The following is a 12809-nucleotide window of genomic DNA, read 5'->3' as shown; positions in this document are numbered from 1 at the left end:
TTCCTCCGCCAAACGCTCTTTTCAGCCTATTGGATTTTCCCAAAAGAAACAAGTGCGATGCCCTTGGATTTATGAAGTTTTCTCGAATTTTGACAGAAAAGGCGAAAAGCCCCGAGTGGATTCGGGGCTTTTCGATATACTCATAAACTCCTCACCGATTCTTGCGCCGTTGCTCCACGTTTTTGCAGCGCTTCAGCAAGCAAGCTGACGGAAATCATCGATACGAAACCAAGGATGGAACTGAAGAACATCGCCTGGAAAACGTGTTCGATGACTCCGGTTCCAGTCAGGATCATATAGCAGCCGGCTCCGCTGACGACGGAAGCGATGGCGCCGGATTTATTGGCGTGCTTCCACAAATAGCCGAGGCTGATCGGCGCCACGATGCCGCTGATGATGGCGGATGTGCCGAAATTCGTCAAAAGCGCCAAGGATTCCGGGCGGTTGATCGACATATAGAGCGACAATAGCCCGATAAAGATCAGCGAGATCTTGGACGCTCTCAACACTTTGCCGTCGAGTTCCTGTTCCGTCAAATTCTTGTGTTTATACAGCACCGGCACCGCCAGCACTTTGAACAAATCATTGCCGATGCTATTGGTGATGCCGAGATACAGGCTGTCGGTCGTCGACAGGATCGCCGAGATCAAGCCCATGACGAGCAGCGCGACGATGACGACCGGGAAGGCTTCCATAATATACGCCGGAATGGCACTGTCTGCAGAAGCGAGCCCCGGTAAGATGATACGCGCCGCAAGTCCTGCGAACACCGAGAAAATCGATAAGGTGAACAAGGAAATGCCGGCGGACAAAGTAAAGGTCCGCAAGTCTTCTTCTTTTTCCACGGTCAGCACTTTATTCATCAAATGCGGCAGCAGGACGAATGAAAACAGCAGCCACTGGATGCTCAAAATGGCAAATCCGCTGTAGAACGGCCCGCCGGTCGACAGCGGGGCGACAAGCGCCGGATCGATTGCCCGTAGTTCAGACTGCAAAGTGCCGAGCACATTCCAACCGCCGCCGATCGTCCACAGCAAGGAGACGAACAATAGGAGCGACACTGCGCCCATCGTGATTCCCTGGATGCCGTCGCTGACGATTTGCGCAAATGCACCGCCCAGGCTGACATAAACGACGGTGATGAAGACGCCGATTGCGATGCCCCATAAATAAGGGATGCCGATGACTGTCTCGAACATCGTCGCCAGTCCGACGTTTTGACCGACGATGTAGTAAACATTGAATAACACCAATAAGGCCACGAGCACTTGCAACACCTTGCTGTTGTAGCGGTTGCCGAGCCATTGGGGCATCGTCAAACTGCCGCCGTTTTTCTGGCCGTAGCGCCAAAAAGTTTTGGTGAACAGCAACAGCCCGAGCCAGGTGACCCCGAAGCAGCCGATCGTGTACCACAATGTCGACAAGCCATATGTATACGCCCAGCCCGGCACACCGAGGAATAGATTGGCACTGGCGTAAGATGCGCCGAAGCTGATGCCGACAATCGCGGGGCTCACTTTGCCTCTGGCAATCGCGAAACCTTTCATCGAACCGCTATGGGCAGCACCTTTTTTGCCAAGCCACGTGGTGAAAGCGAAATAGCCGACGAGCATAATGATGATCAGCGGCAAGAGCCATGAAGTTTCACCCTGCATTGCGCTCGCCTCCTTTGTTCGGTTTCGGGTATAGTTTGTTCCATAAAGTCAGCCCCGCTATCCAGAAGACAACGACGCCGATCCAATAAGCTGTCAGCATCCTCATTCCTCCTCTAGTTTTTGACTGTTTCGTGCAAGTGCTTGAAACTTCTGCCCGGATGATCTTCTTTCAAATGCGCTTGCCCGGTGCCATACACTTTCTCGCGGTATGTGCCTGGTGTGTATTCCGTTTGGACAAGCCCGCGCTCTTGCAATACCGGCACGACTAGTTCGACAAAGTCTTCGAAGCTTCCCGGTGCCAGCGTATAAGCCAAGTTAAAGCCATCGACGCCGGTTTCGTCTCTCCAGCGCTCGACTTCGTCCGCCACTTGTTCCGGCGTGCCGACTGCGACCGGCCCTCTTCCGCCGATGCCGACGAATGTCGCCAGTTCGCCGATCGTCCATTTTTTGTCCGGATCTGCACGCGTGAACACTTCAACCGCCGACTGCATGGCGTTGCTTTGGATGTATTCGAGCGTATCTTCGGGATCGTATCCGGAAAAATCGATGCCGGTCCAACCGCTCAAGAGCGCCAGTGCACCTTCATAGCTGACATGGCTTTTCAAGGTTTCGTATTTGTCCTGCGCTTGTTGTTCGGTCTTGCCGACAATCGCGGTGAACGTCGTATAAACCAATACGTCTTCCGGGTTGCGGCCGTTCGCACGGATACTTTCACGGAGTGCGTCGACTCCTTTTTTCACGACGGGAATCGTCGGGCCGGCCGTGAACACGGATTCGGCATGCTTAGAAGCGAATTCGCGGCCACGCGGCGAAGCGCCTGCCTGGAACAATACCGGTGTGCGCTGCGGCGACGGTTCGGATAAATGGGCACCCGGCACTTTAAAGTATGTGCCTTCGTGGCGGATGTCATGCACTTTCGCCGGGTCGGTGTACACTCGTGAACGCTTGTCGCGCACCACCGCCCCATCTTCCCAGCTGCCTTCCCATAATTTATAGCAGACGTCCAAGTATTCCGCTGCGAACTCATAACGTTCATCGTGGCTCATTTGATCATCCAAGCCGATATTGACTGCGGCGCTTTTCAAATAGGAAGTGACGACATTCCAGCCGATGCGCCCTTTTGTCAGATGATCCAAAGTCGACATGCGCCGCGCGAATGTGTACGGATGTTCGTGGCTGACGGATGCCGTGACCCCGAAACTCAAATGCTCCGTCACCGACGACATGAGCGGCACGACTAGCAGCGGATCATTGACAGGTGTCTGTACCGCGTTGCGCAATGCCGCGTCGCGTGTTCCGCCGTAGACATCATAAGTGCCGAGCACGTCGGCCAAGAACACCGCATCAAACTTCCCTTTTTCCAATAACTTCGCGAGTTCGATCCAATATTCACTGTCTTTGTACGTATGCGACCGGTCGTCCTCATGAAGCCACAATCCCGGCGATTGATGCCCGCCTGCACACACCATCTCAAAAGCGTTCAAATAAATCCGTTTCTTCGTCATCGTTAAATTCCTCCTTTTTAGAATCGCCAATTTCCGCAGCCCTCTTTGGAAAATAAAAAATAGCCCTCTTTTCTCATTAAACGAGAAAAGAGGGCTATTTGAAAATCAGGTCCGCTCTCTTATCTCCCAAGGAATCTCTCCTTGCTGGAAGTAGCACCTTCCTGATTAAATCAGGGGTTGCTGAAGCGTCGTAGGGCCAGTCCCTCGGCTTCTCTGGATAAGATTATTAAATTAATCCCTATCTTAATACTAGGAAATAGAGAAGTCAACCGAATCTCCAAAGTTTTTTGAATTCTTTTTTATTTCAACAAAAAATCTATCAGCAGAAAGCACAAAAAAAGCTTCCTGCCGGTGTGTAGAAATGGCAGGAAGCTTTTTCGGACGATGTATTTTTACTTGATGCGCAGTTCCGAATCTTTATCGAAGAAATGCACTTTGTTCATATCAAATGCCATGTCGATCGTCTCACCGGCCTGGACGCTGAAGCGGGCATCGACGCGGGCGACGAAATCCTGATTGTCGACGGACGAATAAAGCATGATTTCCGCTCCCATCAATTCCGCCACTTCGATGTCCGCACGGATTTTCGTATCCGGGGAATGATCCAGAAAGATCGGCTCGTCATGGATGTCTTCCGGACGGACGCCAAGTACCAATTCCTTGCCGTCATAATCCTGGTCGCGCAGGATTTTCAGCTTGTTGTCCGGCACGCGGACGCCGATCTCGCCCATTACGAAGCGGTCGCCTTCAAGACGGCCGTTGAAGAAGTTCATCGCAGGAGAGCCGATAAAGCCGCCGACGAAAATATTGTCCGGCTCGTCGTATACTTCTTTCGGCGAGCCGACTTGCTGGATAAAGCCGTCTTTCATGACGACAAGACGCGTCGCCATCGTCATTGCCTCTGTCTGATCGTGCGTGACATAGACGGTCGTTGTCTGCAATCGGCGGTGGAGCTTCTGGATTTCCGTGCGCATTTGGACACGCAGTTTGGCATCCAAGTTGGACAATGGCTCATCCATCAAGAAGACGTCCGCATCGCGGACAATCGCGCGGCCTAAAGCGACACGCTGTCGTTGGCCGCCCGATAAAGCTTTCGGTTTACGGTTCAAATAGTCTTGCAAGCCGAGGATGTTCGCTGCATTTTCCACGCGTGTCTTGATGTCGGCTTTCTTCATCTTGCTCAGCTTCAAACTGAACGCCATATTATCATAGACGTTCATATGCGGATAAAGGGCATAGTTCTGGAATACCATAGCGATGCCGCGGTCTTTCGGGGACACATCGTTGACCCGCTTGTCACCGATATAAAGGTCGCCTTCTGTAATGTCTTCAAGTCCTGCGATCATCCGCAGCGTCGTCGATTTTCCGCAGCCGGAAGGACCGACAAGCACAAGAAATTCCTTGTCACGGATTTCCAAGTTGAAATCTTGCACCGACACGACCCCTTTGTCGTATTCCTTTTTGACGTTCTTTAATGTTAAACTGCTCATTTGATACCCTCCCCAATGGTTTTTCGATTTTATACTGTTATTTCAGGCACGATCAATTCTTTTCCGCTTTCTACATAAAGCGCTTCGCCGTTGTGGATAAACTCGAGGCCTGGTCCTTCAACGAGCGTATAGACCGTCGCTTCACGCGTCTTGTAGATTTTCAGCACCCTAGCTTGATAGCGCAGATGGAATTTGAATGAATTCCATTCCGACGGCAGCACCGGAGACAGCGACAGGCCGTTTTCCTTGAGGCGCAGCCCTGCAAATCCGTAGACGATGCCTAGCCATGTGCCGCCCATATTCGCCATATGCAATCCGTCTTTGGTGTTTTTATGGGTGTTTTCCAAATCCAAAAGCGCCGTTTCATTGAAATAGCTATACGCTTTTTCCGAATAGCCGAGTTTGGAAGCCATGATGCTGTGAACACAAGACGAAAGGGAAGAATCATGTGTTGTAATTTCTTCGTAATAGTCATAGGAATTCTTGATCGTTTGCACGTCCTGCTCGTCTTCAAGCAGGAAATGCGCCAACACCGTATCGGCTTGCTTCAGCACTTGATGGCGGTACAAAGTCAACGGATGGTAATGAAGCAATAACGGAAACTTCTCACGCGGCGTTTTTTTCATGTCCCACCGCGCTTTTTGCAGAAAGCTGTCGTCTTGCGCATTGATCCCTAAAGTTTCATCGTACGGCAAATACATGTTTTCGCCTGCACTCTTCCATGCTTCCACTTCGTTTTCGGTCAATTCGAGACGGCTCGTCAACTGTCTTAGATGGTCGCCGTCCTGCTCTTCAAGCAAGCGATAGATCTTGGCTGCCCATAATAAATTATGCTTGGCCATGACATTCGTATAATAATTATTGTTGACGATGCACGTGTATTCATCCGGCCCCGTCACATCGTCTATACGGAACTGGCCGTTTTGCATATGCCCGGCATCTTCCCACAAGCGTGCCGTTTCGAATAATACTTCGGCCATATAGTTTTTCATAAAGGCTTCGTCTTTTGTGGCCAAATAAAATTGGATATAGCTGTACCCGATGTCTGCACTGATGTGGTATTGGGCGGTGCCGGCCGGGAAAAATGCGGAGCTTTCCGAACCGGTGATGGTGCGCCAAGGGAACAAGGCGCCCTTTTCATGCCCCAATTCTTTCGCGCGCTCTTTGGCATGGCCCAATGTCGAGTAGCGGTGCAGCAATAAGTTTTTCGCGATCATCGGATTGGTCATTAAGAACACCGGGAAAATGTAGATTTCCGTGTCCCAGAAATAATGCCCTTCGTATCCTTCGCCCGATAAGCCTTTCGCGGCAATATTGCTCGCCGTATCTTTGCCGACCGATTGCAGCAGCTGATACAAATTGAAACGGATGCCTTCTTGCACGCGCTGGTCGCCTTCGATTTCGATATCCGAGATCGCCCAGTAGTTGTCCAAATACGTTTTTTGTTCCGACAGCAATTGGTCAAAATTCTTATCGTGGACGCGGTGCAGCAGGACTTTTCCTTCGTCGATCAAATCTTCGCCGTGGCGCATCGTATCGGTGAAGACATTGAGCTTGGTGAAATGAACCGCGCCGTCGCCTTCGCATACATAGGTTTCTGTGATCGCGGCATCGCTCAGTTCGCTCGTGTATTCAAAGTTTTCCGCTCGCACAGTCGACGTCGACACACATGCCACTTCAAGCTTGGTCACATAAGTTTCCGCTTTGACGATCGAAAACGGCGATTCCTCGCTCACTTCTGTCACGCGCAGCCGTTTGGCATGGCCTGATGCCACGCGCGGATCTTCTTTATCGACATAGTTGGAGACATCGCCATTGATGGTGGAGACGATTTTCACCGTATGGACCGGTGTCAACGGTTCAATTTTAATGTCGAGTGCGAACAATTCCCTCGTGACGAAAGATACGACCCGCCTGAAATGGATCCTCACTTGCTTGCCGCCCGGAGACACCCAGTGGACATAGCGTTCTGCGAATCCAGCGTCCATATGCAAATTGCGTTCAAACGCCAGCACTTCCCCTTCGAACAAGGAAAAGCGTTCGTCGTCCAAATAAATGTCGACCGATTGCGCATCGATGACATTCAATAATTTTTGCTGTGTTTCCGGAAACCCGTATAATTTCTCGCCGTAGCTGATTTCCGTTTCGTCGTGAAACGCATTGATGTATGTTCCGCGGATCGATTTAAACCCGTCGGCATAGCCTTCTTCAAAATTTCCTCTGACCCCCAAATACCCGTTTCCTAAAGACAGCAGGCTTTCGTTGGTGAGTAAATTGTCGTTATCCAACTCGTACTTCGTTAATTTCCAGCTCATGTATGCCCTCCTTTCCCTTTTTTTGATTTCGCTTAAGCTTTTGGCTGATTGTGGAATCGTTCGATGATGTCTTGGAATACCAAGTCTTGCGTGTGGTCCACCCGGTAATGGGCATGGCCCAAATGAGCTTGTTCCCCGACAGCGACCGAGAACATGCCGGCGCTATTGATCGCATCGACTCCTGCCGCTGCGTCTTCAATGCCGATGCAGTTTTCATACGCGATTCCCAAAGCGTCTGCAGCATTCGTGAAGGTTTCCGGGTCCGGCTTGCCTTTTGTCACTTGTGCGGCATCCACTATGTAATCGAAATAATCGCTGAGTTCGAGCTTGTCCAAAATATGCGGTGCATTTTTGCTGGCAGAGCCAAGCGCGATTTTGATGCCGGCTTGCTTGTTGTCGTCCAATAAAGCCTCGATCCCCGGCAGGATATGGCCCGGGTTGATTTCTTCAATGAGTTCCAAGTAATAGCCGTTTTTCCGTGTGGCGAGTTCGAGCTTTTCCTCTGCGGACAATGAAGCCGCAGATTCGCCGAGCGCCAGTATGCGGTCGAGTGAATCCATGCGGCTGATGCCTTTGAGCTGCTCGTTGAACTGCCGATCAAACGTGATGCCGAGTTCTTCGGCGAGCTTTTTCCAAGCCAAAAAATGGAATTCCGCCGTATCGGTAATGACGCCATCGAGATCGTAAATAATAAGTTGTGGGGCATGTGCCATGAAGTTAAGTCCTTTCTGTTTAAATTAACAATTCATCTCCAAATATTCCGCAAAACCGCTACGATAAGCTTGGCGCTAAGCTCTGCGATTGAGCATCGCAAATGAATAAACTCAGATGAAAGAGCGTAAGGCGGCGACTCCTGTGGAAGCAGTGACGGAGCGACATGAGTCTATGCCCTGCCAGCTGCATGACCCACATCCTGTGGGCCCGAAAGCGTCCGCCTGGAGCGATTTCATCACTCTCTTTTACTATCTATCAATCTATAGCTCAGCTTATATTGCTAAAGTTTTTACGCTGTCGCGTTCGATCAGCTGATGCTCGACCCACACGTGCTGCTGTTTGTTTTTATGTTCTTTAATGTCTTGCAACAATTGCGCCGCCGTCCTGCCGATTTCGACAAAATCCTGGCGAATCGTTGTCAGTGCCGGCTGCGTATAGCTGCTGAACACCAGATCGTCGAAACCGGTGATCGAAACGTCTTGCGGGATTTGCAAGCCTGCTTCTTTGACTGCTTTCATGACGCCAATCGCCATCAAATCACTGAAACAAAGGAAGGCGGTTGGGCGATGCTGCTGCAAATATGCGGTGACGAGCTCATATGCTTTGTCTTCTGAGAAGCACGCGTCTACTACACCGACATCGTCAAGAGACATGCCGTATGCCTGCAGCGCTCGTTCGACGCCTTTCATCCGTTCTTTATTGACGTACGTCTCAGCTGTGCCGGTGATGAGGCAAATGTCTCGGTGATTTTTCTCCAGCAAATGCGTTGCGATTTCCTCGCCTGCTGCCGCGTTATCGATCGACACCGTCCCAATCAAGGAATTCGACGTATCGTTCATAATATCCAATACGACACAAGGCAAGCTCGTATCGATCAATTCCTTGTAATACTGGTCATCGGTCCGGATGCCCTGCAAAATGGCGCCGCCGATATTGCGCTCACGGCAATACTGGACATAGCTTTGCTGTTTTTGCTGCTGGGAATCAATGAGGTAAATGGATAACTCGAAACGGCTATCCGAAATCGCTTGGTAGACCCCTTTGAAAATATCGAACGCGTTATTGTCTTTTTCGTTGTCGTTGAGCACGCCCGAAGAAATCAAGCCGAAGGTCATCTGCTTTTTCGAAGACAGGTTTTTCGCGTTGATGTTCGGTGAATAGTTCAGTTCTTGTGCTACCGCCAAAACGCGCTGGCGGGTTTCTTCTTTGACATCTTTATAATTATTGAATGATTTTGAAACGACACTGACCGATACATTCGCTTTTTTCGCTACGTCTTTGATCGTCGCCACGTCCGGATTCACTTCCTCGAATATTGAAAAATAGTAAGCCTTGCTTCACGATGCCGTATTCGACGCCGCTTTTTCCGAAATTTTCACTGTCGCCTTATGGAATGCCGCAAATGACACGAATGCAATCAACGAACAAACCAGTAACGGAACCAGCCATAAGAGCTGAAAAACGCTGATCCACACCAGCACTGCGCTGCTCGCAAGAATAGCCAAACTCGTCAGCGGGCGCCCAGATGAAATGAAAAAGGCGTTTTTTATCCGCGCTTTGCTATTCATATCGTAATGGGCACTGATCGATAGGAAATTGACCGTCAAAATGAACATGCCCAAACCGATAATGAGAAACAGGAAAGCGACGCTGTTTTGTTCACTGTAAAAGTAGAAATAATTATAATACCAGACGAGCCAGGCCAGTGCGAAAATGGCCCCTGCTTTGACGTTGGATTTATAGTCTGATGTTAAATGGGAAATATACTTTTTGAATGTCGAAGAAAAGTCTTCCTCGACGATCCAACTCCGGACGACCGCAAATACCGCCGCCGTAGCCGGGAAAAACAAAAAGGTGACAAATAGCCATGCCGCTATGCCAAACCAAATCAGGCCGGCAGGATCGCCCATGTCAATCGCTACAAGCAGCGTAAAGAACGGCAAGCTCAAAACGAACCACATCAAATTGACAGCAGTCAGCCGCATCATCCATTCGCTTGCCGTATACAGAACGCCTGCGATTCCTTTCAGTTCCAGCATAATGACCCCTCCAACGGAAAAGGGCTTATTTGACTGCCCCTTCTCCAATTCCTTTAATAATGTATTTCTGCGCGATCATATAAAATATCACAACAGGGATGATGGTCAACGTCAACCCGGCCATCGCCATATTCCATTCAATGGTGAACTCACCGAAGAAGTAGAAGACGGATAGCGGAATGGTGCGCAAGCTCTTATCGATCAATGTCAAAGACGGCAACAGGAAGTCATTCCAGATCAAGATGACATTCAAAATTGCAACCGTTGCAGTGATCGGTGTCAAAATCGGGAAAATGATGCGCCAGAACACGCCGAACTTCGACGCGCCATCAATCGTCGCCGCTTCTTCCAAGGAAACCGGAATTGATTTGACGAAGCCATGGTACAAGAAGACCGACAAGGCTGCGTTGAATCCGATGTTCATGAAGATCAATCCGCTCAGCGAGTTGTACATCGGTATGCCGGTTTCTCTTGTGATACCGGTCACCAATTGCATGAGCGGCATCATGATTGTCTGGAACGGGATGAGCATCGTTGCGATCATCGTCATGAAGATCACTGTGCTGATCCAGTTGCCGGAACGGGCGAGCATCCAAGCCATCATGGAAGACAGGATGATGATGAAGACGACCGAGACGACGGTGACATACATGGAGTTCAGGAAAGCATTAAAGAAATCCATCCGCGCCATTGCCGCTTCGTAGAATTGCAAACTAAATTCTCTTGGAAAAGCCAAGGTATTTTCATACAGCTCTTGGCGGGACTTGAACGAGTTAACAAAGATGATATAGATGGGAGATAGGAATACGAGCGCCATCGATAACAGCAGGATCTCCTTCGACCATGTGCGTATGATCTTCATTACATTTCAACCTCCCGCTTTTTCGTAATATACACTTGGGTCATGGTGATTGCGGCGATGATGACAAAGAACACGATCGCTTTCGCTTGGCCGTAGCCGTAGTTCCCATAACCGAAGATTTCGTTATAGATGTTCATGGCAAACAATTCCGTCGCATTTGCCGGGCCGCCGCCTGTCAGCGACAAGTTGACGTCATAGATTTTAAAACCGTATGACAGCGTCAAAAACAAACTGATGGTAAATGCCGGCATCAATAGTGGTGCCGTGATGTTCATAAATCGCTGCCACTTGCTGGCACCGTCGATTTTCGCGGCTTCGACCAATTCGCCGGGAATGCCTTGAATACCTGCAATATAGACGATCATGACATAACCGGCCATTTGCCACGTAAAGACAAACACCAACGCAAACAATGCGAAGGTTTCATTATTCAGCCAGTTGAAGAAAATCGATTCCAATCCGGTGACTTCCCCTATCAAGGTGAAGACATCAAGGAACACAAACTGCCAGATGTAACCGAGGATCAACCCACCGATCAAATACGGCATGAACAACATCGTCCGCGCCAAGTTTGCCAGCTTGAGTTTTGATGTGACGAGAAGCGCAAATGCCAGCCCGACCACATTGACCGAGACGACGGACATGACCGTAAACAGCACCGTCAACCAAGCCGAACGAAGGAACCGTTCATCCTCGAGCAGTACCCTGAAATTTTCCAATCCGGTAAAGACCATCGGGTTCGCACCGATCCCATCCCAATCAAAAAATGCATAATAAATGCCGATCACAAAAGGAATTACTACTACTATGGTAAAAATGACTAATAACGGAACTGTAAACAACAGATACCAGCCGATATTTTTTCTATTCTTCACGTCCATCCCTACTTTCTTGTCGTTGCTGATTGAACTTCTATAGAAAAAGCAGAACACGCCAATCGAGGCGTGTTCTTATTTTTCAACAGACATGGTTGTTATTTGGCCGCATTCTGCCATGCAGATTCGAGCTGTTCAACCAATTGGTCGCCTGTCATGCTGTCGTCCACGAAGAAGCTTTCAGCTGCTGGCGTGAAGTCATTTGGAATCACATTGGCAGGATAGTAGTTATGTGACCAAGGAATCGTTTCGCCGCTGTTTGATGCTTCCAATACAGCTTGCGACAACGGATCCAAATCTCCAGCTTCGATATTCGTCATAGCCGGGATAAATCCGAAATCTTTGACGATGAATTGCTGGCCTGTTTCACTCGTGTGGAGCCAATCAAGAAATTCAAGCGCGCCATCGATCTCAGCTTGGTCTTTGTCCGAGTTCACAGCCCAGTTGCTGCCGACGCCAACTGCGAGCTGGTCGTTTCCTGCAAGCGGGAATGGTGCCATGCCGACTTCGAAATCAACTTCAAACTCATCGAGCATGCCGGATGCCCAGTTGCCTTGGTGGATCATTGCCGTTTTACCGGATGCAAAATCTCCGACTTGTGTGTCATACGTTGTGCTGAGCGGTGTTGGCGTGTTGGCTCGGATTGCTTCCATCGCTTCGCCGAACTCACCGAATTCCGGCGTATCCGTCAAGGACACTTCGCCGTTCGTCAATTGCTCCATAAACTCGACCGGGTTTTCCTGGACTGAGAATGGGTAGTTGCTGATATGGCCGATCAGGAAGTACGCTTCAGACGATAGCCCGAACCCGTTGATTCCTTCTGCATTGAATCCTTCCAAAGTGCTGACGAAAGAATCCATGTCCGCGATATCTTCCGGGTCGACCATTTCTTTGTTGTAGACGATGCCGAATCCTTCAACGCCGTAGGGGATGCCGACGACTTTATCGTCGAGTGCCAATTCCATGTCCGGCGCGATGTTTTCAACGATGGCTTCATTGCTCAAATCATACATATAAGATTCCAGGCGCTGTGCCACTTGTGCGTTCTCGACGCTGAAAATCGATGGCCCTGTTCCGTTATTCAAGCGAATCTGCAATTGTTGTGCATAGTCATCCCCAGTCGTCCCGATCACTTCCACGTCCACACCTGTTTCTTCCGTATAGGCTGCAGCTGCTGCTTCGAGTTGCTCAGATATTTCTACTTTGCTCTGGAAAATCGTAATGCCGTCGGCCGCTTCCCCTGACTCGCCATTCGACCCTTCTTCGCCCCCGCCGCATGCTGCGAGAACTGTCATCGATGCTGCAAATGTCATACCGGTAATTAATTTTTTGTTGAACGCCATGTGTGTTGCCT

At 49.8% G+C, this 12809-nt stretch carries 10 protein-coding genes and 1 riboswitch; all 10 genes read right to left on the bottom strand.

Going from position 1 to position 12809, the window contains the following annotated elements; genetic code table 11:
- Window positions 1-140 precede the first annotated feature (140 nt).
- The 10 genes from ACFO5U_RS14695 to ACFO5U_RS14650 all read right to left on the bottom strand — a co-directional run bounded on the left by ACFO5U_RS14695 (window position 141) and on the right by ACFO5U_RS14650 (window position 12798).
- Window positions 141-1655, bottom strand: coding sequence for a sodium:solute symporter family transporter (locus ACFO5U_RS14695; RefSeq protein ID WP_377279834.1), 1515 nt, complete (start codon window positions 1653-1655; stop codon window positions 141-143).
- Window positions 1656-1768: 113 nt separating this feature from the next.
- Window positions 1769-3160 (bottom strand): LLM class flavin-dependent oxidoreductase, encoded by a 1392-nt coding sequence (locus ACFO5U_RS14690; protein ID WP_377279833.1) that lies wholly within the window; start codon window positions 3158-3160, stop codon window positions 1769-1771.
- Window positions 3161-3276: 116 nt separating this feature from the next.
- Window positions 3277-3384: riboswitch (SAM riboswitch) on the bottom strand.
- Window positions 3385-3552: 168 nt separating this feature from the next.
- Window positions 3553-4650, bottom strand: coding sequence for an ABC transporter ATP-binding protein (locus ACFO5U_RS14685; RefSeq protein ID WP_377279832.1), 1098 nt, complete (start codon window positions 4648-4650; stop codon window positions 3553-3555).
- A 29-nt stretch (window positions 4651-4679) separates the two neighbouring features.
- On the bottom strand, window positions 4680-6965 hold the full coding sequence (locus ACFO5U_RS14680) for a glycoside hydrolase family 65 protein (RefSeq protein ID WP_377279831.1): 2286 nt from the start codon (window positions 6963-6965) through the stop codon (window positions 4680-4682).
- 32 nt (window positions 6966-6997) lie between these two features.
- Entirely contained in the window at window positions 6998-7678 is a 681-nt protein-coding gene (gene pgmB / locus ACFO5U_RS14675; RefSeq protein ID WP_377279830.1) for a beta-phosphoglucomutase, read from the bottom strand.
- 273 nt (window positions 7679-7951) lie between these two features.
- Window positions 7952-8971, bottom strand: a complete 1020-nt coding sequence (locus tag ACFO5U_RS14670) for a LacI family DNA-binding transcriptional regulator (protein ID WP_377279829.1) — start codon at window positions 8969-8971, stop codon at window positions 7952-7954.
- A 45-nt stretch (window positions 8972-9016) separates the two neighbouring features.
- Window positions 9017-9718, bottom strand: a complete 702-nt coding sequence (locus tag ACFO5U_RS14665; RefSeq protein ID WP_377279828.1) for a YesL family protein — start codon at window positions 9716-9718, stop codon at window positions 9017-9019.
- Between the two features lie 25 nt (window positions 9719-9743).
- Window positions 9744-10580, bottom strand: a complete 837-nt coding sequence (locus tag ACFO5U_RS14660) for a carbohydrate ABC transporter permease (RefSeq protein WP_377279827.1) — start codon at window positions 10578-10580, stop codon at window positions 9744-9746.
- Window positions 10580-11461 (bottom strand): carbohydrate ABC transporter permease, encoded by an 882-nt coding sequence (locus tag ACFO5U_RS14655; RefSeq protein ID WP_377279826.1) that lies wholly within the window; start codon window positions 11459-11461, stop codon window positions 10580-10582. Before ACFO5U_RS14655 ends, ACFO5U_RS14660 begins: the two co-directional genes overlap by 1 nt.
- A gap of 92 nt (window positions 11462-11553) precedes the next feature.
- Window positions 11554-12798: a sugar ABC transporter substrate-binding protein gene (locus ACFO5U_RS14650; protein ID WP_377279825.1), complete on the bottom strand. Its 1245-nt coding sequence runs from the start codon at window positions 12796-12798 to the stop codon at window positions 11554-11556.
- Between the last annotated feature and the right edge of the window lie 11 nt (window positions 12799-12809).

It is taken from the genome of Planococcus dechangensis, assembly GCF_042654465.1.
GTDB lineage: Bacteria > Bacillota > Bacilli > Bacillales_A > Planococcaceae > Planococcus > Planococcus dechangensis.
Note: the sequence above shows the minus strand (reverse complement) of the source record. Positions and strands in the feature narration are given on the sequence as shown.